The organism is Kitasatospora sp. NPDC036934 (assembly GCF_055608425.1).
In genome coordinates, this window is sequence record NZ_JBVJQR010000001.1 from 493,359 (window position 1) to 518,344 (window position 24,986).

A 24,986-nucleotide genomic window follows, 5' to 3' on the forward strand; every position below is an offset into this window, starting at 1 on the left:
CCGTGGGGGCGGGCCCCGGGGGTACCGGTGCCGTGGGCCGGCGCCGGAGGGTCGGGGTGGGGGCCCCGACCAGCTCGTGGGTTCGGACCGACCGGCACATGGTGAGCGGCGTGCCACTCACCATGTGCCGGTCGGTCTCAGCCGTCCGCCATCCGGAAGTCGTAGCGCGGAGGCACCGGTCGGCCGGGGTGGACGGCGAGCCAGAGGGTGTCCAGGGAGACCTCGCCCTCGCGCATGTTGTCGACCCGGATCCCCTCGGCCAGCAGCCGGCGCACCCGGTCGTCGTCGCCGAGGGCGTGGGCGGCGGTGGCCTCGGCCAGCCGGATCCGGCCGTGGGCGCGGACCGCCTCGGGCAGGGCCTCGATCAGGGAGAGGGCCTGGTGGGCGCGGTCGGCGGCGAGCAAGGCGGCCAGCACCTCGATGGTCAACTCCCGCAGCTGCGGCCGGAGTCGGTGCGCCTCGGCCATCAGGTCGGCGGCTTCCTGCGGATCGGCGGTGAGGAAGGCCAGGGCGCGCAGCGCCCAGGGCGTGCGCTGCTCGTCGAGGGAGCGGGTGAACGCCTCCCGGGCGGAGCCGGGTTCGCCGTCGGCCAGACGCAGCAGGCCGAGCTGGTACCGGGCGTGCCAGTCCTCGGCGTGCCGCTCCAGCCGGGCGCGCCAGTGGGCGCCGGTGACCGGGGCGGCGGGCGGGTCGCTGACCGGCAGGGTTCCGGTGGTGAGCAGCCGCCGCCAGGGTTCCTGTTCGACTCCCGGGGTGCCGAAGGGCAGCAGCTCCGACGGCGGCAGGCACCCCGCCTCGATCTCCAGGGCGGCCCAGCCGGAGCCCTCGGCCAGCGGCTCGACGGGCTCCCCGAAGTCGGCGGCGAGCTGGTGGGCGGCGTCCAGTCCGGCCGGCGGGAGCAGTCGGGCCAGTGCCTCCCCGGCGCTCTGCCGGGCCCGCTCCCAACTCCCGTGCACGGCGGCCGGGTCGGCTTCGAGCAGCCCGTACGCCTCGGTCCAGGACCAGGTCGCGCCGCCGGGCATCGGCAGGTGTTCCAGCTGGGTGCGGGCCAGTCCGGCCTGGATCTCCAGGTAGGCCGCGTCCGGGCCGGAGAGCCACTCCTGCCAGTGGCGGCCACCGGTCGATGTGCCCCAGCAGAACAGCTTGCGCCCGCGCAGCCGCTCGGTGGAGGCCTGGACGAGGCCGGCGCCGTGGGCGTCCAGCGCGGCGATCCAGCGGCGTTCGCCGGCCGGCAGGTCGAGGAAGTAGTCGGCGGCGCGGGTGACCCGGCCGGGGTAGCTGCGGTCGGTGCCGTCCAGGTGCGGGAAGTCCACCCGCGTGAGGTCGCTGACGTAGTCGCAGTGGAAGGCGTGGTCCGCCGGGCCGATCACCCGGGTGCCGGCGTCCTGCGGGACGGCGATGTTGGACCACCAGTAGACCGGGGTGGCGTGTGGGGCGGGGTTGTGCAGTTCGACGTGGACGAAGAGCACCGGCGATCCGGCGGGCAGCCAGGTGTCCAGCCGCAGGACGACGCGCCGCAGCCGCTCGAAGGCGTACATCCGCAGCACCGGGGTGCCGTCCGGCGTGGCAAGGCGTGCGGCGTGCAGCGGTTCGCAGGTGAGCGGCCAGTGCCCGGTGGTGCCGAGGTTCCACTCCACCCCGCCGGCCAGCCAGGCGTCGCGCAGCGCCAGGTTGGCGGGCTGGAGGACGGGGTTGCGGTGCAGCAGCTCCCGGCCGCTGGGCCGGTGCACCAGCGACCACATCCGGCCGCCGAGCGAGGGCAGGAAGACCGCCGTCAGCTGCTCGTTCTCCAGTACCACGCACGGCAGTTCACGCCCGGCGCGGTTCCGGTCGTAGTCGCCCTGCCGGGTGTACGGCAGCAGCGAGGGCGGGGCGCCGTAGGCCAGGTTCCGGCGCATCTCCTCGTCCACCCCGACCCCGTCGGCGGTGTACGAGGACAGGCCGTGCAGGATCGGCAGCACCCCGGCGGCCGGATCGGCCGTGCCTTCGATCCGCAGCAGGTCCTGGCGCAGCGTGGAGGTCATCTTCCGATCCCAACCGTCATGCCCTGGATGATCCGCGTCCCCATCCAGGAGAACAGCGCGATCATCGGGGCGAGGATGATGCAGACTCCGGCGAAGGTGGTGCCGTAGTCCAGCCCGTTGAACTGCTGCGAGGCGACGAACTCGGCGAGGGCCACCGGGAGGGTGACCTTGCTCTGGCTGTTCGTCAGCACGATCGCGAAGAGCGTCTCGTTCCAGCCGGTGATGAACTGCAGCAGGAACGCGGTGATCAGCCCGCCGCGGGCGACCGGCAGGACCACCTGGAGGAAGGTGCGCAGCGGTCCGGCGCCGTCCAGGACGGCGGCCTCCTCCAGGACGCGGGGGATGCCGGAGAAGAAGCCGGTCAGCAGGAAGACGGTGAAGGGCATGGCCAGGCCGACGTAGACCAGCCCGAGGCCGAGGTCGCTGTCGGTGAGGTCGACCTCGGCCAGGCCGACGAACAGCGGCACCACCAGCACCTGGCCGGGCACGCCCAGGCCGAGGGCGAAGAGCAGGGACAGCGAGGACGAGGTGCGCGAGCGGCGCCGGGCCAGCGCGTAGGCGCAGGGCGCGGCGAGGGCGATGGCCGCCAGCGAGGAGCAGACGGCGACGAGCACGCTGTTGACGGCGGCCTGGGCGAAGCCGCCCTCGTCCAGTGCGGTGGTGTAGTTGCCGAATCGCAGGGCGTCCGGCAGGGCGAAGTTGTGCTTGAGGATGTCGGGGCCGTCGCGCAGCGAGGTGAGGAGGATCCACAGGAGCAGCAGCAGGTTGGCGGCGACGACGGTCCACACGACCGCCGTGCCGATCCGGACCGCCGGCCCCGCCGATCGGCGTGTGCCGGGCACGGGAGTGGCCTTTCGTAGGATTGGTGGGAGGGCCATCGGCTCAGTACTCGATCGGTTCGCGGCGCAGCACCCGGCGGAGCACGACCGTCACCACGGTGACCATCAGCAGGGTGACCACGGCGGCGGCCGTGGCGACGCCCAGCCGGGGGATGGTCGCCCGGGGGAACGCCTCGGCGTACACGTACATGGCGGTGTTCCAGCTGTCCACCGGGGGAAAGCGGTTGCTGCTGCCGCCGAAGAGCAGGATTAGCTCGAAGATCTTCACCGAGCTGACCGTCCAGAGCACCGCGCAGACCGAGATGACGTCCCAGGCGCAGGGCAGGGTGACGTGGCGGAAGCGCTGGAAGGCGTTGGCGCCGTCGAGTTCGGCGGCCTCGTACAGGTAGTCGGGGATCTGGTCGACGGCGGCCATGATGATCGAGGTGTAGTAGCCGGTGGCCGTCCAGATCACCGTGCCGAGGACCATCGGGAACAGGTTGGTGGTCGACAGCCACTTCGGCGGCGTGGTCACCCCGAGGAACTCCAGCGCCTGGTTGACCGGGCCGGAGGGGGAGAACAGGAAACCGGCCGCGATGCCGAAGACCATGCCGTTGACCAGCGAGGGGAAGAAGAGCACGGACCGGGCGAAGAGCCGGCGCTTCATCTCCCGCAGGACCAGGGTCAGCAGGAAGCTGATCAGGAAGGTGATCGCCCCGCCGACGGCCATCAGCTCCAGGGTGTTGACCAGGGAGGTGCGGAACACCGGTTCCTGGAACAGCTGTTGGTAGTTCTGCAGGCCGCGCCACTGCATGGCGCCCATGCCGTCCCACTTGTAGAGACTGGTCCACGCCGCGTAGCCGACCGGGGCGAGGAACAGTACCGCGTAGACGAGCAGGGCGGGCGCGGTGAACGGCCAGAACATCCGGCGCTGTTGACGTTCGTGCGGCCCGGCGGTGCGCGGGCGGCGGGTGGTGGCCGCCCGGAGGCCGGGCGTCCTTGGGCGGGGCTGGATCGTGGTGGCCACCGGCTCAGCCCTGGGTCTTCCAGTACGCGACCTGGTCGGCCTTGCACTTGGCGGTGAACTGGGCGGCGGTCGTCCCCCCGTGCCAGAAGTCCAGGAAGTTCTGCTCGAACACCTTGGCCGACCAATCGCCGGCCACGCCGTCGTACGGCAGCCGCACGGTCGGGGCGTCGAGCGACTTCTGGGCGTCCTCCAGGCCCGCCGGGGCCGGGACGTCGGTGCGCGGGGTCAGGTTGAGCGCGGTGGTGGCCATCCCGGCCACCTGCTTCTTCTGCAGGAAGAAGGCGATGAACTTCTCGGCGGCGCCGGCGTTCTTGGCCCGCTTGGGGACGGAGAAGCCGAACAGCGAGACGTCCGGGCTCTTGGCGCCGGGCGGCAGGATCGAGCCGAACTTCCAGCCCGCCGGGACCTGTTTGGCGACCTCGCCGGTGACGTAGCTGCCGTCCATGTAGAAGGCCGCCTTGCCGCTCGCCCAGTTGGTCTCCTGGGCCGGGTACTTGGTGGCGTCGTAGCCCTGGATCAGGTGACCGCCCTTGACCAGCTGCTCCAGGTCCTGCGCGGCGGTGAGCACCGCCGGGGCGTCCCAGCCGGCGCCGGACTTGTCCGCCGAGAGCTTGGCGAAGTCGACGCCGGCGGCGTTCAGCAGGTAGTCGAAGTACAGGCCGTTGGTCCACGGGTCCTCGCCCTCGGAGGCGAGACAGGCCCTGCCCTTGGCCTTGAGCGCGTCGCACACCTTGAGCAGGCCGGCCCAGTCGGCGGGGGCGCTCGGCATGGCGGCGGCGAGGTCGGGGTCGGCGGCGTTGTAGAACATGCCGGTGGTGGCCAGGTAGTACGGGATCAGGTAGTGGTTCTGGCCGGACGGGTCCTTGGGCAGCACGTCGAGGTACTTGGCCGGGACGACGGCGGAGACCGGTACGTTCTCGCCGGGGACCTGCTGGGACAGCACCGGGGAGAGGTCCAGCGCCTGGCCGGCCGCGGCCACCGAGCCGTAGACCACGTCGTTGGACTCGTCCCAGAGGTCGGGGGCCTGGTTGGCGGCGATCGCCGGGCCGATCTTCTTGGCGATGTCGCGACCGGTCCAGTTGACGGTCACCTTGATGCCGGTGGCGGCGGTGAAGTCGGCGATCGCGCCCTTCAGCACCTGCGCCTGCGGCTCGTCGGCGCGCCACATCGACCAGTAGGTGAAGCCGCCCCCGCCGCCGGAGCCGCTGCCGCAGGCCGTCAGGCCCGCCACCAGCGCGGCCGCCACGGCCGCACCGGCCACCCGCTTGGTCGGCATCGTCGTTCTGCCCATGAGTGTGTCCTCTCCGAGGCGCGGGAGCCGCGCGGGGGTTGCCGTCGGCGGGGCCCGTCGCACCGGGGGCGTCATACCGGGGCCGTCGACTGGGTCGGAACCGTAGTGCGGATTTGACCGCTAAAACAAGAGGGAGGCGCTAGAAAGCCGGGGCGGGGTCGGCACATTGACGGTTGATCTCCGGTTTTCCGGAGCCATCGGACACCGATGGCTTGACGGGGTGACGGCGTGTTACTACTTTGCGAGCTGTTCGTCTTAACCGGTCAAATACGAGGGAACGCCGATGGTGACGATGCAGGACGTGGCCGAGCGGGCGGGGGTCACCAAGCAGACCGTCTCCAACGTCATCACCGGCCGGGTCGCCGTCCGCCCCACGACGGCCGCCCGGGTGCGGGCGGCGATCGAGGAACTCGGCTACACGCCCAACCTGGTGGCCCGTTCCCTGGCCACCGGCAGTACCAGGACGATCGGACTCTTCGTCCCCACCGTGGCGGGCGCGTTCTACGGCGAGATGGTCGAGGAGGTCGAGGACGTCCTGGAGGAGGCCGGCTACCACCTGCTGCTCTGCACCACCCGGCTGGACGGCGAACGGGCCCGCCGCCATCTCGCCGGGCTGACCAGCCGATCGGTCGACGCGCTGCTGATCGCCGGCGACCAGGACCTGCTGGGCCACCTCCCGCTGCTCTCCGACGCCCGCTACCCGGTGGTGCTCTGCGCCTGGGAGACCGAGGCACCGGACCGCTTCCCGGTGGTCACCATCGACTACGAGCGGGCCGGCTACCTGGCCGGCCGCCACCTGCGCGAACTCGGCCACCAGCGGGTCGCCGTCCTGGCCAGCCCGGCCCACACCGCCCGAGTGGCGGGCTTCCGCCGGGCCTTCGCCGCGGACGGCCTCACCGTCCCCGACGGCGCCGTCCGCTACGCCGCGGCGCCGACCCCGGCGGGCGGCTTCGCCGCGGCCGAGGCGGCTCTCGCCGCGGAGCCCGGACTGACCGCCGTCTTCGCCACCCACGACGTGCTCGCGCTCGGCGCCCTGGAAGCCGCCCGGGCGGCCGGCCGCTCGGTGCCGCACGACCTCTCGCTGATCGGCCAGGACATCTCCGAAGTCCTGCTGACCCACCCGGCACTCACCACGGTGGCCATTCCCAAGCGGGAGATGGCGCGGCAGGCCACCGAACTGCTGCTGCGCGCCCTCACCAAGACCGGCACACCCGCCAACTCGGTGCAGCTGATGCGCCCGGAGCTGATCGTCCGGGGCAGCACGGCACCGCCCGCCGCACCGTGACGGTCGGGGCCCCGGAACGCACACCGGTCCTCCCGGCCTCCCGGCCTCCCGAACAGGAGAGCTCAGTTGACCAATGCCCCGGCCGAACCCCGGTACCGCCGACCGGCCACCGCTTGACGGGCAGCAGCAGTGCGGCGCCGGCGAGCAGGGCGGCCGCGGCAGCACCAGCAGCAGCATGACGAGCACGCCGACCGTCAGGACGCCCATGACGACGCACGGGCCGACGGCTGGCAGCTTTCCGACGTGACCCTTGCGGGGGCCGGGGGACCCTACGGGGCGGCGGTCCGCCCTCAGCTCGCGCCGTCGCCGGCCGCCCCGTACTCGCGGTGCACGTCCAGGTAGGGCAGCCGCACCCGCTCCCGCCAGTCCGTCACCTGCTGGTGCGCCGCCGGCCGCACCGCCGCTGCCTCGGCGGCGTCCTCGGCCCAGCCGTACGGGAACGGGCTGCCCAGGGCGAGCGCCGCCGAGGCCAGGTAGTGGGCCATCGCCGCGTCGTCCGGCACGGACAGGGTCTCGACCTCGCCCCGGTCGACCGGGACGCCGATCTCCCAACTCCCGTGCGCCGTCCGCCGCGCGCTCCAGCCCCGCGCCCACTGCACCTGCTCGGCCGTGACCTCGCCGCCGGGCCCGGGGTCCAGTCCTGCGTCACGCAGCGCGGGGACCACGGCGGCCGGGGAGCCCCAGGGGATCGGCAGGCCGGCGCTCACCGCCACACCGAGCACCGTGCGGCACGGGTAGGGCGTGCGGCAGCACGCGCAGCGCGGCTGCCGCGGGCCGGCGTCCCGGCCCTCGGCCGGGGCGGGCTCGTGCAGCTGCACCACGGCACCGAGCAGGTACTGATGCCGGCCGACCGGCTGCCCGGCCTCCTTCAGGTCGCGCAGGAAGAGCTGCAGCAGCCGGTGGAAGAGCCGGCCGGACTCGTAGCCGCCCAACGGCGGCACCGGTACCTGGATCACGCTGTCACTCCCTCGCCCGTCAACATCCATCGAGCCTAGGGCGTGTTTGGCCTCTGCGCTGGTCACCTGGTGGCGGTGCCGCCGTGCGGCGGAGCCCGGGGAGCGGGTCAGCCGGTGACCCGGACGACCGCGGTCTGTCCGGCGGCGACGGTGACGGTGGCGCAGGTGTAGGTGGTGCCGTCGACGGTCACGGTGCGGACGGGCCGGGCGGTGCCGTCGACGGTGATGCCGGCGTGGCTGCCGGGGAAGCGGGCCGTCCAGCTGAGGCTGCCGCCGGTGGAGGTGTTGGTGAGGGTGGAGCCGGTGGTGCCGTCGTGGCGCAGGGTCACCGTGTGGCCGCCGACCGGGATGGAGGTGAGCTGGAGCCAGCCGATGTCCTCCGGGAGCCGGGAGGTGGTGGTGAGCGCGTCGGCGCCGGCGTCGGGTTGGACGCCCAGCAGGCCCTGGACGGTCTGGCCGAGGAGGGTGTAGGAGATCTCGGGGTAGTCGGCGTTGAGGAAGCCGCCGTGCGAGGCGTTGACGTTGGCGTAGACGTACTGCATCCACTTCCAGCCGGTGGCGCCACGGTCGTGGGCGAAGAAGACGTCGGGCAGGTAGGTGTCCGCTTCGAGGTTGCCGGGTGCGCCAGGGCCGGAGGCCTGGGCGTCGATGAAGTCGAGGTAGGCGTCCCTGCGGGGGCCCGGGTCCATGATGTCCTTCAGCGGCATGAACCAGGAGTTCTCCTTGCCCCAGTCCGTGTAGGCGATGCCGTTGACGTCGTAGGCGCGGACCACCTTGGCGGGGTCGGCCGGGTCGACGCTCCAGGTGGAGTTGTAGTAGCGCTTCAGCTTCGCCGCGGCGTCGGTGTACGCGCTGGCACGGGAGGTGTCGCCGTCGGCGCCGGCCAGGGCGGCGGCGGCCAGGTAGGCCTGGTACTGGGAGCCGATGGCGTCGCCGGATTCGGCGAGGGTGGCGCCGTTCTCGTTGTAGCTGGCCACGCCCTGGAAGATGTCGCCGCTGGTGGCCTGGGCGACGGGAGTGCCGCCGTTGTCGATCGGGCCGGTGTGTCCGCTGACGTACGGGCCGACGGTGTTGGCGACGAACGTGGACAGGGCCGGGTCGTGGAGGTAGTCCGGGTCGCCGGTCCAGGTGTAGGCGTCGTTGACCTTCTGGGCGAGTTCGAAGGCGGCGGGCAGCTCGCGGACGAAGGAGGTGGGGCCGTGGTAGTCGATCGCGCCGGGTGTCCTGGCGTCGAAGTTGACGGACCAGTACGGGTCGTAGCCCTGGCTGGCAGTGGCCGAGGCGGCGAAGGAGCGCAGCATGGTCTTGTTGGCGGCGTCGAGGCCGAGCAGGTGCGCGCCGACCAGTTGGTGGGCGAAGTCCCGGGAGTAGTAGTACGGGCGGAAGGGGTAGCCGGCCCACACGGTGTTGGAGTAGACGCCCTGCCGGGTGGCGTCGCCGTTGATCGGGCCGGTGGCGCCGGGCTGGGTGGCGAAGGAGTTGGCCTTGGTCTTGGCCCACTCGAACAGCGCGGTGACCGTCGGGTTGGCGGAGCTGATCTGGGGGTCGTTGGGCGCGGACGGCGTGACGGTGACGTCGTCCGCGTTGATCCAGCCGCCGGGGGCGGAGCCGATCGCCAGGGTGACGGTGTCACCGGCGTGCACCTGGACGCGGGGCACGGTGTACAGGGCGTAGGTGGTCTGGGCCGGGAGGGTCAGCGAGCCGGCGGTGCCGCCGTTGACCTGGACGGTGAGGGTGCCGCCGGCGGCGCCGGCGGAGATCCAGGCGCTGACGTCGTAACTGCCGTTCCGGGGCGCGGTGATGCTCTGGCTGATCCGGTACCCGGTGCCGGCGTCGAGGTAGGCCAGGCCGGAGCCGCTGTGCGGGTTGTTCGTGGCGGTGCCGGTGTGGGCGGTGAACGTCCAGCCGCCGGCGCCCGGTTCGAAGCCGGGGTCGGAGAAGGTCAGCGGGTCGGTGCGGGTGAGCAGCCACCGCTGGTTGGCGCCGCCGTGGCAGGGGTACTGCTGGAGCCGGAGGCCGGGGGCCGGGGAGCCGCCCGGCAGGTCGAGGCAGAGCGCGTTGTTCTGCGGGTGGAGGAGGGTGGCGCCGTCGGGCGCGGTAGTGAGGGTGAACCGCTCGTTGGCGCCGCCGTTGCAGGCGTACTCGATGATCGGGGTACCGGGGGTGGTGGCTCCGCCCAGGACGTTCAGGCAGGTGTGGGCGGCGCGGTTGGCGATGGTGTAGCCGCCGGTGCCGTCGGGGGTGAGCTGCCAGCTCTGGTCCAGCAGCCCCTGGCAGGGCTGCTGGACGACCGGTGTGCGGTCGGCGGTGGCGGCCCACAGGCCGCCGAGGCACTGGCCGGTCGCGCCGGAGGCCAGGGCGTAGCTGCTGCCGGGGACGACGGGCGTGCCGGTCGCGCCGTGGGCCGCGGTGGCTGGCACGAGGCCGAGGGCGCTCGCGGCCAGTGACACCAGGCCCAGGTGGGCGTGGACGCGACGGCTGGAGAGGTGGGGCATGGGTCCTCCGACATCGGTGTGGGGGGGCTTGTGCTCCCCGGCGGCCCGGCGGCCGCAGGAGCCCTAGGCGGGCGGCCGCCGGTCGTGGTGGGGGCCGGTCGTGCCGCGCACGACGACCTCGGGTTGGAACATCAGCTCGCCGACCGGGACTTGACGCCCGGACAGCAGGCCGACCAGGCCGCGGGCGACCTCGGCGGCCAGCCGGTCGACGGGCTGGCGCACGGTGGTCAGCGGCGGGTCGGTGAACTCCATCAGCGGGCCGTCGTCGTAGCCGATCACCGAGACGTCCCCGGGGACGGCGAGGCCCTGGCGGCGGGCGGCGCGGATCGCCCCGAGGGCCATCTGGTCGCTGCAGGCGATCACCGCGCTGGCGCCCTGGTCGAGCAGTTGCTCGGCGGCGAACTGTCCGCCCTCGACGGAGTAGGTCTGACGCACGATCAGTCCCTCGGTGTCGAGCCCGAGGGCGGCCATCGCCGCGCGGTAGCCCTCGACCCGCCGGTCGGCCGGGCGGTTCCCGACCGGCCCGGCGGCCATGCCGATCCGGCGGTGGCCGAGCTGGTGCAGGTGGCGCACGGAGAGCTCGGCGGCGTAGCCGTCGTCGGTCGAGTACGCGACCGAACTGCCCTCCTCGAAGCGGCCGTTGATGCACACGTAGGGGACGGCCCGGCTCTCCAGCAGCGGTACCAGTTCGGGGTCGACGGCGTCGAGGGTGTTGCTGGCGGAGCAGAACACGATGCCGCTGGCGCCGAGGTCCAGCAGCGACTTGAGGAAGTCCCGCTCCTGGACGCCGCCCGGAAGGGCGGGGCAGACGACGGCGCGAAGGCCGTGGGGGGCCAGGGCGAGGCCGATCTTCTCGGCCAGCACGCCGAAGATCGGGATCGACAGACCGGGTGTGATCACCCCGATGATGCCGCCGCCGGTGATGCTGCGCTCGTACCCGAGCTCCTCCAGCACCCGCTCGACGGCCTGGCGGGTCTTCTGCGAGACGCCCGTCTTGCGGTTCAGGACCCGGCTGACGGTTGCCACGCTCACCCCCGCGCGCTCGGCCACCTCGACGATCCCGACCTTCTCGTGCTCCATTGCGGTCCCCAACTCCTGCTCTTCGCTTGCTCTCGGCTCGGCGGTAACTATGTCATTCGGTGTCCTCTTCGAACCGGCACAGGCCGCCGGGCGGAACGGGGAGGGAGTGCAGGCCGGGAGCGAGGTCGAGGCCGACGGGCGGCCGCGGCCGGCCCGCCGCGTCGTAGGCCTCGATCCGCATCCGGCGGGGCGCCTCCGCGACCTCCAGCAGCAGCCGGTCGGCGGTGGAGGCGTTGATCAGGGTGAGGCTGCGCCAGGGTTCGACGGGCAGGGCGACCGGCCGGCCGGTGTAGTCGGCGATCACCCACTGCTCGCCGTGGCGGGCGCTGACCTGCGGGTAGAGCTCGTCGGGGCGGCCGGGCTCGTAGTGGCCGCCGGTGAGGGCCGGGCTGAGGCGCCGCCAGGTGGCCAGCCAGAAGGCGAGGGCCTCGTGGTGCGGCGCCGGGAGGTCGGCGAGCCGGGCGGAGATCTGCGGGACGGCGAACAGGGCGCCGTGGACCTGTCGGGCGAGGGCCTCCGGGGCCGCCTGGGGATCCCACATCAGCATGTCGGAGTGGACGGCTCCGCCGGGGGCGAGCAGGCCGATGTCCAGCGTCCGGACCCGGTTGGCCAGGGCGTCGGCCGGGCAGTCGTTGGCGCGCAGCAGGTTGCCGTACGCGGTCATGGCCGGGCCGGTGTAGGACTGGCGCAGCTCGATGACGAACCGGTCGCCGCGCAGCCCGTGCAGTTCCTCGCGCAGCCGGCCCAGCAGCAGGGCCATCGCCTCGCCGACGTCGGGGACGAAGCCGGGGCCCGGGTTCGCGGGGGCCGGCGTGCCGGTGTAGTGGGCGGCCTCGTCCAGGAAGTCGATCTTCAGGCCGTCCAGGCCGTGGGCGTCGACGACCTCCCGGCAGGTGCGCACGACGTGGTCGCGGACCTCGGCGTGCCGGGGGTCGAGGATCCGGCAGTCGAGCCGGTGGCTGTGGTGCGGGGCGAAGCGGGACCACTGCCGGTGGGCCGCGGAGCGCTCGCCGAGCAGCAGCGGGGCGATCCACGCGGTGTAGTGCAGGCCCATGGCGCGGACGGTCGCGACGTGGCCGCGCAGGTCGGGGAACTTCTCCGGGTCGGGCTGCCAGTCGCCGCAGCCCGCGTAGCCGCGGCCGTTGGCGTGCAGCTGCCAGCCGTCGTCCAGGAAGAGCTGGCCGCAGCCGATCGCGGCGGCGAGTTCGGCCTCGCGCTCGACGCCGGCGGCGTCGACGTCCTGGGTGAAGGCGTACCAGGTGGAGTAGACGGGGGTGCGGCCGAACGCGGGGGTGGGCAGGGGCCGCCCGCCGGGGAGGGCGGCGAACCAGTCGCGCAGCTCCCGCAGCGCGGCGGCGAAGGTGCCGCCCGGTGCGGCCAGCCGCAGCCGGTGGCTCCGGCCGGCCGGAAGCGGGAAGCGCAGCCAGACGCCGAAGCGCTTGTGCTCCTCGGAGACCCCGAACCGCAGCGCCGTCACCTGCTCGGTGCGGTCGGTGGCGAAGGCGAGCACGGCGCGCCCAGCGGTGTCGTAGAGACAGCCGACCGGGGCGGAGTCGACCAGGGAGACCGTGCGCCACGGTGACCAGTCGGCCGGCAGGCTGCGCTCCCAGCCGGCGTTCGGGTGCCAGTAGCCCGCTGCGTCGCCGAGCGGGACGTCCATACGGACCGTCACCTCCGTGGCGGCGGAGGCCGTGACGACGGCTTCGGAGCCGTCCCGGGCGGTCAGCTCGACGGCGCCGCCGGGGGCGTGCACGGTGATCCGCACGCCGTGCAGCCGGAGTTCGTGCGGGCTCCGGGCCCACTGGTCCGGGGTGAAGGTGGGCAGCGCGGCGGGGTCGAGGGTGCCGGTTTCCACGGGGGGCCTCTCTGGGACGGGTTCGGGTTCGGGGCGGGGTTCGGTGCGCTGGGGGCGGGTCACTGCTTGACGGCTCCGGCGAGCATTCCCGACACGAAGTGCTTCTGCAGGAAGAGGAAGAGCACGGCCATCGGCACCGCCGCGACGGCCGTCCCCGTGAGGAGCTGGCCGTAGTCGACGTCGATGCTGCCGGTCAGCGCGGCCAGCGCGACCGGGATGGTGTACGAGGACTGGTCGCGCAGCACGACCAGCGGCCAGAGGAAGTCGTTCCACTGGAACAGGAAGAGGAACATCGCCAGCGCCGCCAGGGCCGGCCGCATGGTCGGCAGCGCGATGCGGAAGAACAGGCCCAGCTCGCCGCAGCCGTCGATCCGTCCGGCCTGGAGCAGTTCGTCCGGCAGGGCCCGCATCGACTGGCGCATCAGGAAGACGCCGAACGGCAGGGCGAGGTTGGGCAGCAGCACGGCCTGCCAGGTGTTGAGCCAGTCGAGGTCCACCATCATCTTGAACAGCGGGACGACGGTCAGCTGGGTGGGCACCACGAGGGCCAGCAGCAGCACGGAGAACAGGAAGCCCCGGCCGCGGAAGCGGTACTTGGCGAAGCCGTAGCCGGCCAGCGTGCAGACGGTGCCGCCGAGCACCGTGTAGCCGAGGGACAGCAGCACGGAGTTGAGCACGACCCGGCCGAAGCCCACGGACTCCTGGAGGTGGCCGAGGTTCGAGCCGAGCGCGCCGCCGGGCAGCAGGTGCGGCGGGCGGCCGAAGACGTCGTGCGAGGTGTGGGTGGCGGCGATCACCAGCCAGTACAGCGGCGCGACGGTGAAGGCGAGCAGCACCAGCATGCCGCCGGTCAGCAGCACCTGACCGCGGCGGGACGCGCGCGGGGCGGAGCGGGGGGTGGTGGGGCGGGGGGTGGTGGCCATCAGTCCTCCTCCTTGGCGAACTTGACCTGGAGGACGCCGAAGACCGCGATGATCAGCACCAGGGCGTAGCCGATCGCCGAGGCGTAGCCGAAGTCGAAGTAGCGGAAGCCGGTCTGGTAGAGGTACACGCCGATGGTGGTGGTCGCGTTGTCCGGCCCGCCGCCGGTCATGATGAACGGCTCGTCGAACAGCTGGAGGGTGCCGATGGTGGACAGCACCACGGTCAGCAGCAGGGCGGGGCGCAGCCCGGGCAGGGTCACGTGCCAGAACCGGCGCCAGGGGCCGGCGCCGTCGACGGCCGCGGCCTCGTACTGATCCGATGGGATGCCCTGCAGCCGGGCCAGGTAGATGACGGCGTTGTAGCCGGTGTAGTGCCAGGTCAGCGCGAGCATGATGGACACCCGCGCCCAGAACGGGTCGGTGAGCCAGTGCACTTGGGGTAGGCCGACCAGCTCCAGCAGCCAGTTGACGGCGCCGGAGTCCTGGTTGAGCAGCGCGCCGATCAGCAGTCCGTAGGTGACCAGACCGGTCACCACCGGCAGGAAGAAGGCGAGCCGGAAGAGCGGCTTCCAGCGCAGCAGCGCGGAGTTGAGCGCCACCGAGAGGCCGAGTGCGAGCGCCAGCATGACCGGCACCTGGACGACCAGGATCAGCGCGGTGTTGCCCAGCGCCTTCCAGAACAGTGGATCGTCCAGCAGACGACGGTAGTTGTCGAGCCCGGCCCAGGTCTGCGCCGTGCCGTCGGTGTGGTACAGGCTGAGGACGAACGACCACCCGATCGGGTAGAGCCGGAACGCCGCGAACAGCGCGAGCGCGGGCAGCACGAACAGGTACGGCGCCGGCCGGGCGGTGCGCCGCCGACCGCGTCGCGCAGCGGGGCGCTCCCCGGCGGCGGGGCGGGCCGGTGCGCCGAGCGAGGTGGTGCTCATGCCTGCGACCGCCGGGTCTGCCGGGCGAGTTGCTCGGCGGCCGCCTTCAGTACCGCGGCCGGGTCGGCGCCCTGCATCAGCACCTTGGTCTGGGCGTCGTCGATGGCCTTGAGGGCCCGGGCGTAGTCGGCGGTGTAGTTGGTCGCCACTGACGGCTTGGACAGCTCGTCGATGAGGACCTCGGCGTACTTCTGCCCGCCGAAGAACGCGTCGGCCCCGTGGAAGGCCGGGTCCTGGTAGGCGTCGAGCAGCGCCGGGAAGATGCCCTTCGCCTTGAAGACCTGCACCTGGGAGGCGGGGCGGGTGAGGGCGAACTCGGCGAAGGCGAACGCGGCCCGCTGGTTCTTGCTGCTGCCGGAGACGGCCAGGTGGGTGGAGTTGACGATCGCCGAGCGCGAGCCGCCGGGAGTGACGGCGGGCGGGAGCATCAGCTGCCAGTCGCCGCTCTGCTCGGGGGCGAAGGTCTCCAGGTAGCCGCCGTACCAGGCCGGGTTGGGGCAGACCGCGACCTTTCCGGCCTTCACCACGCCGTCGTAGCCGGGTGCGCCGGGTGCGCCCGGGGCGTCGAGGACCAGGCCCGCGTCGTTCATCTCCTTGATCAGGGTGAGCGCTCGGACGGCCTCGGGGGAGTTGAGGGTGATCTTCCCGTCCAGGTTGAAGTAGAAGGATCCCTGGAGCTGGAGCAGCAGTTGGAACAGGTTGGCCGAGTCGGCCTGGGAGGCGGAGCGGTCCACGGCCAGCAGGGCAGTGCCGGTGGCGTCCTTGACCTTCTTCCCGGCGGTGATGACGTCGTCCCAGGTCGCCAGCGCGGTGGGATCCACGCCCGCGGTCCTGAAGAGGTCGGCGCGGTAGAAGAAGCCGGCGGCGTTGGCCTCCCAGGGCAGCGCGTAGACCTTGTCCCCCCGGGAGACGGTCTGCCACAGGCCCGGCGCGAAGGCGCCGGCGTACTTGCCCGCGCCCAGCTTCGAGAGGTCGGCCAGCCCGCCGGGGAACTTCTCGATGTAGCTGGGCAGGTAGTCCACGCCGAGGTGCAGGACGTCGCCCAGGCCCTGCCCGCCGGCCGCCATCGCGATGGTGATCTTGTCCCAGATCGCGGGGTTGCCGATGTCCTGGACCGTGACCTTGACGTCCGGGTAGACCGCGTTGAACGCCGGTACCAGGGCCTTGAGTTCGGCGGCCGGGTTCTTCCAGCTCCACACCGTGATCGAGCCGGACGGGGTGCCGGAGCCTCCGGTGACGTCGGCTCCGGCACCCGATCCGCTGCACGACGAGAGGACCGGGGCCCCGGCGGCGGCCATGGCCGCGACTCCCAGTCCCTTCAGGAATCCGCGCCGACTCGGCCCGCCCACGACTCTGCCACCCATGTCCGGGTCTTCCTCCCTCGAGACGCGCTGCCGCACCGGGGAACAGGGGGCGCGCGGATGTCTCAGCGGCTCCCGGGGCCGGGTCGCCGCTGCGCCGCCGGTCTGGCAGGCGGCCGAGGAGGAATGTAGCGACCTCCGTCAGAGGTGAACAAGAGTTTTCATTCAGTTTTCGTCGTACAGAGCGAAAGCGTTACGATGTGTAGGGATGTTGACTTGTGATGGATCCTGTTTGCTCCTGGCTGCTCCCGACTGCTCCTGTTCGGTGCGACGGCGCGACGGTGCGACGGCGCGGCGGTGTCTCGATGTGTCGATGTGTCGGTGCGGCGGTACGTCAGGCCGGGACGGCCTCCACCACGGAGAGCACCGTCGGGGTGGGGACGACGCGGGAGAGGCGCAGGCCGGAGTTCCCGAAGAGCTCCGCGAAGTCCTCCTCGGTGCGCTCGCGGCCGCCGAGCGAGGCCAGCATCATCAGGTCCAGCGCCTTGGACTGGTGCGGGGCGTTGCCGCGCGGGACCACCGCGTCCAGCACCAGGACCCGGCCGCCCGGGCGCAGGGCGCGTCGGCAGTGGCCCAGCAGGATCGCGCACTGCTCGTCGTCCCAGTCGTGGGTGATCCGCTTGAGCAGGTGGACGTCGCCGGGCGGCACGGCGGTGAAGAAGTCGCCCTCCGCAAGGCTCCAGCGTCCCGCCAGCTCCTCGGCCGTGCCCAGGCGGTGGCCCGCGAGGACGTGGGCGCGGTCGTAGAGGACACCGGTCAGCCCGGGGTTGCGGAGCAGCACCTCCGACAGCAGGCCGCCGTGGCCGCCGCCGACGTCCACGACGGTACCGCTCTCCGGGTAGTCGTAGGCGGCGGCGATGGCGGCGTTCTCCGCGTCGGACATCGCCGCCATGCCCACGTGGAAGACGTCTGCGGTGCGCGCGTCCTGGGCGAAGTGGTCGAAGAACGGCATGCCGAAGATCTCGTCGAACGCCGAGCCGCCCTCGGTGAGACAGCGGGTCAACTCCCCGGCGGGCCGCCACATGGTGCGGTCGCTGAGCATCCGCACGGCCGCCCGCGCGGAGTACGGGACGTCGCTGCGCAATGCCTGCCCGGCCTCGGTCAGCGCGAACCGGCCCGACTCGTCCTCCGCCACCACGCCCCGGGTGGCGAGCAGCCGCAGCACCCGGTACAGGCCGCGGGCGTCCGTGCCGGTGGCGGCGGCCAGCTCGGCGGGGGTGCCGGGCCCCTTGGCGAGGTGGTCGGCCACACCCACCTCGGCGGCGGCGCGCAGCGCGGCGGGGTGGAGGAAGCCGAGGATCTCGTCCACCAGGAAGGCGTTGGACCGACGGAGGCGCTCGTCGGGATCGCCTCCGCCGCTGCCGGCCGCCGTCCCCGCCGGCCCGTCCGGGAACGTGCCGTCGCTCTGGTTCATACCGTCCTCCTCCGCTCCTGATTCCCCCGCCCGGGAACGCTTCCCGCGCCGGCCCGCGCCGAAGCCCGCTCCGTCCGGGGTCGCGGGCCGTCCGGGGCCGACCAGGGAAGGCGTCCGCCGACGCGGTGGTGACAAGTCCGGCGGGGACGGCCAGGATTCCTAGGGTCCGTCCTGAAACCCCCGCGGACGCGGGTTCGAAGACGGGCCCTGGAGCCGCACGGGCACGGAGGGGGTAGCGATGTTCACGACCCGGCCGACGCTGCAGGGGACCTTCGGGATGGTGTCCTCGACGCACTGGCTGGCCTCGGCGGCCGGGATGGCGGTGCTGGAGGACGGCGGGAACGCCTTCGACGCCGCGGTGGCGGCCGGCTTCACCCTGCAGGTGGTGGAGCCGCACCTGAACGGACCGGCGGGGGAGGTGCCGATCATCCTGGCGCCGGCGGACGGGCCGGTGCAGGTGCTCTGCGGTCAGGGGCCGGCACCGTCGGGGGCGGGCATCGGGCACTACCGCGCGCTCGCCCTCTCGCTCGTCCCCGGGACGGGACCGCTGGCGGCCGCCGTGCCCGGGGCCTTCGACGCCTGGCTCCTGCTGCTGCGCGACCACGGCACCCGGCGGCTCGCCGAGGTGCTGCGCTTCGCGATCGGCTACGCCGAGTACGGGCATCCGGCGGTCGAGCGGATCGGGACGACCGTCGAGACGGTGCGGGAGCTGTTCGAGGAGGAGTGGACGACCTCGGCGGAGCTCTACCTCCCCGGCGGGCGGGCGCCGCAGCCCGGCGCGCTGCTGACCAATCCGGCGCTCGCCGCGACCTGGCGGCGGCTGATCCGGGAGGCGGAGGCCGCCGGGAGCGGACGAGAGGCCCAGATCGACGCCGCCCGGCGGAACTGGCGGGAGGGCTTCGTCGCCGAGGCGCTCGCCGACTTCGCCGCCCGGCCCGCGATGGACACCTCCGGCGAGCGCCACCCGGGCACCCTGACCGGGGACGACCTGGCGGCGTTCAGCGCGCACTACGAGGAGCCGGTGACGCACACCTGGAACGGCTGGACGGTCGCCAAGCCGGGCCCGTGGAGCCAGGGTCCGGCGTTCCTCCAGCAACTCGCCCTGCTGCCAGCCGACTTGGCGGAGCTCGACGAAGCCGAGTACGTGCACACCCTGGTCGAGGGCGCCAAGCTCGCGATGGCCGACCGCGAGGCCTGGTACGGCGACGCGGGCGACGTGCCGATCGGGGCGCTGCTCTCGCCCGGGTACAACGACGCCCGGCGCGCCCTGATCGCGGATCGGGCGTCCCACGACCTCCGGCCAGGCAGCCCGGACGGGCGGGCGCCCCGTCTCGCGGAGTTCGTCGGCGTCCAGGACCCGTCCGAGTGGGACGCCCCCGGGACGGGCGAGCCGACCGTCGGCAGGGACGGCACCACCCGCGGCGACACCTGTCACCTGGACGTGGTCGACCGCTGGGGCAACCTGGTCTCCGCCACCCCGAGCGGCGGCTGGCTGCAGTCCAACCCGGTCGTCCCGGGCCTCGGCTTCCCGCTCGGCACCCGGCTCCAGATGGCCTCGCTCACCCCCGGACTGCCGAACTCCCTCACCCCGGGCCGCCGTCCGCGCACCACCCTCTCGCCCTCGCTCGCCCTGCGCGACGGCCGACCCGTGCTGGCCTTCGGCACCCCGGGGGGTGACCAGCAGGACCAGTGGAGCCTGCACTTCCTGCTGGCCGCCGCGCTGCGCCCGCCGGTGCGCGGCGGGCTCGACCTCCAGGGCGCGATCGACGCCCCGAACTGGCACACCGAGGGCTTCCCCAGCTCCTTCCACCCGCGCCGCAGCCGGCCCGGCAGCCTCTTCGTGGAGTCCCGGTTCGGCCCGGACACCGTCGAGCGGCTGCGCCGGCGCGGGCACCACGTCACGGTCGGGCCGCCGTGGTCGGAGGGGCGGCTGTGCGCCGTCGCCCGTGACCCCGAGACCGGGGTGCTCTCGGCGGGCGCCAATCCGCGCGGGATGCAGGGCTACGCCGTCGGCCGGTGAGCGGTGGACGCTGGGCAGGCTGCGGCGGGGTGATCGGGTGCGGCGGCCGTTCAGCCCTGTCCGGGCGCCGAGGGCGACCAGCCGAGGGCGGGTCCGAGCCGGGTGGCGAGGTCGGTGAGGATCTGCACGTAGTCCTGGTGGTCGAAGCTGAACGGCAGCGCGAAGGCGACTTCGTCGACCTCCCGGTAGCCGGCGTGGGCGTGCAGCCGTTCGGCGAGTTCCGCGGAGCTGCCGACCAGGTCGGGGGCGAACACCAGCCGGGCCGGGCCCTGCGGGGCGAGGGTGCGCGGGGTGCGGGCGAGGGCGTACGCCTGGTACTTGGCGCGCTGCTCCGGGGTGGCGCCGTCGGTGGGGATGACCACCAGGCCTTGGGAGACCCGGGCGCGCTCGCCGTCGGGGTGGTGGGCGCGGAAGGCGCGGATCTGTGAGGCCTGGATACGGGCGAAGTCCGGTGCGGCGGCGTCGGGTTCAGCGCCGTCGGGTTCGGGCTTGACCACACTGCTGGTCAGCAGGTTGAGCCCGTGCTCGCCCGCCCAGCGGGCCGAGCGCAGGCTGGCGGCGCCGTACCAGAGCCGGTCGGCCAGACCGGGGGAGTGCGGCTGGACGCGGCGCGAGTACACCTCGATGCCCTCGGTGCCCGCGAAGTCGGAGGCGTCCTCGCCGCGCACCAGGGCGAGGAAGCGTTCGGCGCGGGCGGGGCTGAAGTCCTCCTGCTCGCCGGTGTCGGGGTAGAGGGCGCCGCGCACGTGCTCGTAGTGGACGGGCGGGCCGACGCTGAAGCCGGGGTTGAGCCGGCCGCCGGAGAGCACGTCGACGGTGGCGAGGTCCTCGGCGAGCCGCAGCGGGTTCTCCCAGCCGAGCGGGGTGACGGCGGTGCCGAGCTGGATGCGGCGGGTGCGTTGGGTGGCGGCGGCGAGGACGGCGAGGGGGGAGGAGATCCCGTACTGGAGGTGGCGGTGGCGCAGCCAGGCGCTGTCGAAGCCGAGGTGCTCACCGAGGGTGATCAGTTCGAGGGTGGATTCGTGGCCTCGGTGCGGGTCGGCCTCGTCGAAGAGCCCGATGGTCAGGAAGCCGAGTTTCCGCAGCGGGCGTGGGGAGGTCGGCATGGTGGCGGCTCCGCGTGGGCTCTTGCGGCCCCGGTGGGGGCCGGACGGGTGGTGCCCGTCGACCGTACGCAGGCCGTGCTCGGCGCCACAAGATCGGCGCACGATCCGGACAACGGTTCGCAACCCGGCGCAACCCGGCGCAACGGGCGGAAACGCGGCGCCGGGTCGCACCCCGCTCCGGCGGCCCCCGTCCCAGGAGGGCGGGCGCCCGCCGGAGCCGGGCGCGGGGCCGGGGGGATCAGCAGCTGCGCAGCTCCGGGCTCTGGTTGCGGATCTGGTTGTGCAGCGAGGTGAACTCGCGGTACGCCTCGCTGGACTCCGTTCCGGGGCGGAAGGCGCCGACCCGGTGGCAGTTGACGAAGGCCAGCTTCACGCCGAAGTGCTCCTCCAGGCTGCCGCGGATGGCGTTGCTGGCCAGCGCGCGCAGCAGCTGGGCGCGCTGCTGGTCGCTGGGCGTGGTGTTGTCGGTGGTGAACTCGGCTTCGGTGGCCGCGAGTTCGGTGCTGAGCCCGGCGACGACCTGGTAGGCGTACGGGAGCGAGGCGCGGACGGTGTCGAGGAAGTCGGCCTGCTCCACGTGGCCGGCGCGGGCCTGGTCGAGCAGGGCGGGGGAGACGTCGAGCGACATGGGGGTCCTCTTTCGCGGGCGCGCGCTGGGCGCGGACGGGGAATGGTTAACGAAGATGAAAACCATTTGCGTAAAGGGACTGTCCTGGACGCCCCGACGCCCTGTCAAGTACCGCCCCCCGAAGCGCTGACGTGCGCCGCCTCGGGCGCCCGCCGCACCTTGATGACGAACACCGCGATCACCACCGCCAGCGACGCGAACACCAGCCCCAGCTGGAAGGCCGTCGCGATGCCGTGCACCAGCACCTCCGAGGAGTACGGCGCCGGCAGCTTCCCGCTCGCCTTGAACTGGAGGGCCTGCCCCGGCGTCGCCTGCCGCAGGAACGCCCCGACCTGCTGCTCGGCCTCGTTGCGGCTGGCGGTGCCGTACACCGTGACCAGGATCGACAGGCCGAGCGAACCGCCCACCTGCTGCGTGGTGTTGAGCATGCCGGTGGCCGCGCCGGTCTCGTTCGGTGCCACGTGCGAGACGGCGGTGAGCATCACCGGCACGAAGATCGAGCCCATCCCGAAGCCGAACAGCAGTGTCGGTCCGAGGATGCCGTTCGCGTAGGTGCTGTGGATGTCGATGCGGGTCGCCCAGAACACCCCGCTGAGGACCAGGACCGACCCGGTGACCAGGAACGGCTTGGGGCCCCACCGGATCTGGTTGCGCGCGGCGAACTGGGCGGCCGCGACGATGGCCACGCTGATCGGCAGGAAGGCGAAGCCCGCGCGCAGCGGGCTGAACCCGAGGATCTCCTGCACGAACAGGGTGATGAAGAAGAAGATGCTGAACATCGTCGCGGCCACGCACAGCATCAGCCCGTACGCGCCGGAGCGGTTGCGGTCGCGGAACAGGTGCAGCGGGGTGATCGGCTGCGCCACCCGCCGCTCGTTCAGCAGGAAGGCCGCCAGCAGCAGTACGGCCAGGCCGAAGGCGGTCAGCGTGACGGCGTCCGTCCAGCCGTGGTCGGAGGCCCGGATGAAGCCGTAGACCAGGGAGACCATGCCCGCGGTGGCGGTGAACGCGCCGGGCAGGTCGAAGCGCCCGGGGTGCCGTTCGGATTCGTTGATGTAGAGCGGCGCCAGCAGCGCGATCGCGATGCCGATCGGCACATTGACGAACAGCACCCAGCGCCAGGACAGCCAGGAGGTCAGCATGCCGCCGAGCAGCAGACCCACCGCACCGCCCGCACCGGCCACGGCGGAGTAGACGCCGAAGGCCCGGTTGCGTTCCGGGCCCTCCTTGAAGTTGGTGGCGATCAGCGCCAGCGCTGTGGGCGAGGCGATCGCGCCGCCCACGCCCTGCAACGCCCGGGCCGCCAGCAGCCAGGGGGCGTTCTGGGCGACCCCGCCGAGCAGCGAGGCCAGGCCGAACACCAGTACGCCGACGATGAACACCCGCCGGCGCCCGAGGATGTCACCGGCCCGCCCGCCGAGCAGCAACAGCCCGCCGAAGGTCAGCGTGTAGGCGTTGATCACCCAGGACAGGTCGGTGGTGGAGAAGCTCAAGGCCTGCTGGATGTGCGGCAGGGCGATGTTCACGATCGTGATGTCCAGAACGACCATGAGCTGGGTGGCCGCGATGACGGTGAGGGCTATCCCTGGGTGCTGGCCGCGCCGTGCGGACGCGGGCGGTGCGAGCGGCAGGGTGCGCGGGGTTGCCATGGCAGGGTCCCCCAATGGCGTGGGGTCGAACGACGGTGAGTGAACGGAGTCCGTTCGCTACCACCGACCGTAGCCCCGGGGAGATAGGGAACACAACCGTTCATTACCGACAACCGTCTGTTTTCGGACGAGGGCGGGCGGTGGTGCCGGTGCGAGCGCGAGGTCGAACCCTGCGGCCGTCGGCCCCGCACGGGCGGTGCAGCTGGTCGGAGTGCCGGTGCGGGCCCGGCGGAGAAACCCGGTGCCCGGCACCCGGTCCTTCGGGCAAGATGCGCACATGGACAACGCGGTGGGGCTGGCGGGGCGCTTGGTGACTGCGGCGCGGGTGGCGCAGGCAGCGGAGGCGGACGACGACAGTCACGCCTACTGGAATCTGGTCATTGAGGCGGTCAAGGGGGAGGGCGAGGAGACCGCGTTGCGCGGCGGGTTGGGGCTGCTGGGGTCGGCCGATCCCCTGGAGCGGACGGTGGGCTGCGATCTGGTGGGATACGCGGCCGACGGGGCGCACGAGCCCCTGCGTCGAGAGGCGGCCACCGCCCTGATGGCGCTGGCCGAAGCGGAGGCGGAGAGCTGCGTGCTGAGCTCCCTCGTCTGCGCCCTGGGCCGGGCGCAGGACCCGCGCGCCGTTCCCCTGCTGGCAAGGCTTTCCGGACACGAGGACACCGACCTGCGGCGGCATGTCGCCTCGACCTTCAGCTCCGTCAACAGCGGACTGCCCGACGGGCCCGACATCCGGGCGCTGATCCGGCTCACCCGGGACCAGGACCCCGAGGTCCGCGAGTGGGCGGCCTTCACGTTGGGATTCCAGCTGGAGCAGGACACGGCCGCCATCAGGGACGCGCTGTGGAAGTGCACCACAGATGAGTGCGGCGAGGTCCGGGAGGAGGGCGCGCGAGGGCTGGCCGTACGGCACGACCTGCGGGCCGTCCCACTGATCGCGCAACTGCTGAACTCCGACGGCTGGTCCCACAACTTCACCCTGCACGCGGCGGCAGTCCTGGGCGTCCCCGAGCTGCTGTCGGCTCTGGCCGCCTGCGAGCCCGACCCACCCGCAACCGACCAGGCCATCGAGGCCTGCGACCCGGTACGGCGATCCCGGATCGAGGACGACGCCTGGACGGTCGTCGTGGAGCTGGAGCGGCTCCGCCCCGACATCGGCGCGGCACTCAGCTCACCGCGCTACCAGCCCGTGCACGGGATGACAGTGACCCATCGGGGGATGGTCGACGCGGCCTACGACGTGGCCCCGCTGCTCACCCGCGCCGGAGGGGACCCGGTACGGGCGGCCGAGCTGGTGGTGGCCGACCTCACCGGTCCTTCGAGGACCGGGGCGGCGCCGGCCGACTCTTGACGTTACTCCGTCAACGCTGGTGGTGGGCCGATTGTCGAAGCGGCCCTCGCCTCCGGCAAGATGGGCACCATGACCGAGATCCACACCCCCCGCCTCCTCCTCCGTCGCTGGCGTGACGACGACCTCGCGCCGATGGCGGACATCAACGCCGACCCGGAGGTCATGCGGTGGATCGACGACGGCTCGGTGCGCGACCTCGACGAGACGGCTGAGGCCATCGAGAGGTGGGAGGAGGAGTGGGACGACGAGGGCTTCGGCCTCTTCGCCGTCGAGATGCTGGCCTCGGGTGAGCTGGCCGGCTTCACGGGGCTGTCCGTGCCCGAATTCCTGCCGGAGGTGCTGCCGGACGTGGCGATCAGCTGGCGGCTCGGCCGACAGTTCTGGGGCCAGGGATACGCGTCCGAAGCCGCCCAGGCCACCCTGGAGTTCGCACTCCAGGATCGTGGCCTCGACCGCGTCATCAGCATCAACCGAGTGGGTGACGGCTCCTCTGAGAACGTCGTTCGCAAGCTCGGCATGGTGCCGGAACGTGAGACGGAGCACCCGGTGTACGGCTATCCGCTGCGCGTTCACGCCATCGATCTCACCGAGTACCAGGCGTGAGCCGGCCGATCCGCCGGATCACCACAGGATGGCGGACCGCCGTCCGTACCTCCCCGGCCGCATCGATCGCCACCGGGTGAGACGCCTCGACTGAGGCGCGCGCGTGCCTCGGAACCGGCTGCGGCGCAGGGCGCCGGTGAGCATGAGGGCCGCCGAGTCCCTCGCCTGGTC

General features: G+C 72.7%; 19 protein-coding genes. 4 read left to right on the plus strand and 15 right to left on the minus strand.

Annotated elements, in window-relative coordinates; translation table 11 throughout:
* Positions 1-137: 137 nt before the first annotated feature.
* From ACZ7BZ_RS02210 to ACZ7BZ_RS02225, 4 genes are read right to left on the minus strand one after another with little or no spacing between them, the layout of a single operon-like run.
* Positions 138-2,024: a DUF5107 domain-containing protein gene (locus ACZ7BZ_RS02210; protein ID WP_470356702.1), complete on the minus strand. Its 1,887-nt coding sequence runs from the start codon at positions 2,022-2,024 to the stop codon at positions 138-140.
* Positions 2,021-2,866 carry a carbohydrate ABC transporter permease gene (locus tag ACZ7BZ_RS02215; RefSeq protein WP_380455903.1) on the minus strand — a complete coding sequence of 282 codons (846 nt, stop codon included), beginning with the start codon at positions 2,864-2,866 and terminating at the stop codon, positions 2,021-2,023. The genes ACZ7BZ_RS02210 and ACZ7BZ_RS02215 overlap by 4 nt, the downstream gene beginning before the upstream one ends.
* 40 nt (positions 2,867-2,906) lie before the next feature.
* A complete protein-coding gene (locus tag ACZ7BZ_RS02220; RefSeq protein WP_470356703.1) occupies positions 2,907-3,869 on the minus strand; it encodes a carbohydrate ABC transporter permease in 963 nt (320 codons plus the stop codon).
* A gap of 4 nt (positions 3,870-3,873) precedes the next feature.
* Positions 3,874-5,160 carry an ABC transporter substrate-binding protein gene (locus ACZ7BZ_RS02225; RefSeq protein ID WP_470356704.1) on the minus strand — a complete coding sequence of 429 codons (1,287 nt, stop codon included), beginning with the start codon at positions 5,158-5,160 and terminating at the stop codon, positions 3,874-3,876.
* A 283-nt stretch (positions 5,161-5,443) separates the two neighbouring features.
* Between ACZ7BZ_RS02225 and ACZ7BZ_RS02230 the strand changes: the two genes are divergently transcribed.
* The gene (locus ACZ7BZ_RS02230) at positions 5,444-6,445 is read left to right on the plus strand and encodes a LacI family DNA-binding transcriptional regulator (protein WP_470356705.1); all 1,002 of its coding nucleotides are present in this window, start codon (positions 5,444-5,446) and stop codon (positions 6,443-6,445) included.
* Between the two features lie 290 nt (positions 6,446-6,735).
* Here ACZ7BZ_RS02230 and ACZ7BZ_RS02235 read toward each other — a convergent pair whose 3' ends face one another.
* The 8 genes from ACZ7BZ_RS02235 to ACZ7BZ_RS02270 all read right to left on the minus strand — a co-directional run bounded on the left by ACZ7BZ_RS02235 (position 6,736) and on the right by ACZ7BZ_RS02270 (position 17,458).
* Positions 6,736-7,401, minus strand: coding sequence for a hypothetical protein (locus ACZ7BZ_RS02235; protein ID WP_470356706.1), 666 nt, complete (start codon positions 7,399-7,401; stop codon positions 6,736-6,738).
* A 107-nt stretch (positions 7,402-7,508) separates the two neighbouring features.
* Positions 7,509-9,896 carry an RICIN domain-containing protein gene (locus tag ACZ7BZ_RS02240; protein WP_470356707.1) on the minus strand — a complete coding sequence of 796 codons (2,388 nt, stop codon included), beginning with the start codon at positions 9,894-9,896 and terminating at the stop codon, positions 7,509-7,511.
* Between the two features lie 63 nt (positions 9,897-9,959).
* On the minus strand, positions 9,960-10,976 hold the full coding sequence (locus tag ACZ7BZ_RS02245) for a LacI family DNA-binding transcriptional regulator (RefSeq protein WP_470356708.1): 1,017 nt from the start codon (positions 10,974-10,976) through the stop codon (positions 9,960-9,962).
* 52 nt (positions 10,977-11,028) lie between these two features.
* Complete coding sequence (locus ACZ7BZ_RS02250; RefSeq protein ID WP_470356709.1) at positions 11,029-12,831, minus strand: glycoside hydrolase family 36 protein; 1,803 nt, start codon at positions 12,829-12,831, stop codon at positions 11,029-11,031.
* Positions 12,832-12,890: 59 nt separating this feature from the next.
* Positions 12,891-13,754, minus strand: coding sequence for a carbohydrate ABC transporter permease (locus tag ACZ7BZ_RS02255; protein WP_470356710.1), 864 nt, complete (start codon positions 13,752-13,754; stop codon positions 12,891-12,893).
* Complete coding sequence (locus ACZ7BZ_RS02260) at positions 13,754-14,683, minus strand: carbohydrate ABC transporter permease (protein WP_470356711.1); 930 nt, start codon at positions 14,681-14,683, stop codon at positions 13,754-13,756. Before ACZ7BZ_RS02260 ends, ACZ7BZ_RS02255 begins: the two co-directional genes overlap by 1 nt.
* A complete protein-coding gene (locus tag ACZ7BZ_RS02265) occupies positions 14,680-15,981 on the minus strand; it encodes an ABC transporter substrate-binding protein (RefSeq protein WP_470356712.1) in 1,302 nt (433 codons plus the stop codon). The genes ACZ7BZ_RS02260 and ACZ7BZ_RS02265 overlap by 4 nt, the downstream gene beginning before the upstream one ends.
* A 397-nt stretch (positions 15,982-16,378) precedes the next feature.
* Complete coding sequence (locus tag ACZ7BZ_RS02270; RefSeq protein WP_470356713.1) at positions 16,379-17,458, minus strand: methyltransferase; 1,080 nt, start codon at positions 17,456-17,458, stop codon at positions 16,379-16,381.
* A 238-nt stretch (positions 17,459-17,696) separates the two neighbouring features.
* On the opposite strand from ACZ7BZ_RS02270, the gene ACZ7BZ_RS02275 reads away from it, so the two are divergent.
* Positions 17,697-19,478 (plus strand): gamma-glutamyltransferase family protein, encoded by a 1,782-nt coding sequence (locus ACZ7BZ_RS02275; RefSeq protein WP_470356714.1) that lies wholly within the window; start codon positions 17,697-17,699, stop codon positions 19,476-19,478.
* 50 nt (positions 19,479-19,528) lie between these two features.
* Here ACZ7BZ_RS02275 and ACZ7BZ_RS02280 read toward each other — a convergent pair whose 3' ends face one another.
* From ACZ7BZ_RS02280 to ACZ7BZ_RS02290, 3 genes are all read right to left on the minus strand, one after another.
* Entirely contained in the window at positions 19,529-20,584 is a 1,056-nt protein-coding gene (locus tag ACZ7BZ_RS02280) for an LLM class flavin-dependent oxidoreductase (protein WP_470356715.1), read from the minus strand.
* 238 nt (positions 20,585-20,822) lie between these two features.
* Complete coding sequence (locus tag ACZ7BZ_RS02285) at positions 20,823-21,212, minus strand: SCO5389 family protein (RefSeq protein WP_470356716.1); 390 nt, start codon at positions 21,210-21,212, stop codon at positions 20,823-20,825.
* Between the two features lie 104 nt (positions 21,213-21,316).
* Positions 21,317-22,861 (minus strand): MFS transporter, encoded by a 1,545-nt coding sequence (locus tag ACZ7BZ_RS02290; RefSeq protein WP_470356717.1) that lies wholly within the window; start codon positions 22,859-22,861, stop codon positions 21,317-21,319.
* A 277-nt stretch (positions 22,862-23,138) separates the two neighbouring features.
* Between ACZ7BZ_RS02290 and ACZ7BZ_RS02295 the strand changes: the two genes are divergently transcribed.
* Positions 23,139-24,212: a HEAT repeat domain-containing protein gene (locus ACZ7BZ_RS02295; RefSeq protein WP_470356718.1), complete on the plus strand. Its 1,074-nt coding sequence runs from the start codon at positions 23,139-23,141 to the stop codon at positions 24,210-24,212.
* Positions 24,213-24,281: 69 nt separating this feature from the next.
* A complete protein-coding gene (locus ACZ7BZ_RS02300; RefSeq protein WP_470356719.1) occupies positions 24,282-24,815 on the plus strand; it encodes a GNAT family N-acetyltransferase in 534 nt (177 codons plus the stop codon).
* The last annotated feature ends 171 nt before the right edge of the window (positions 24,816-24,986 follow it).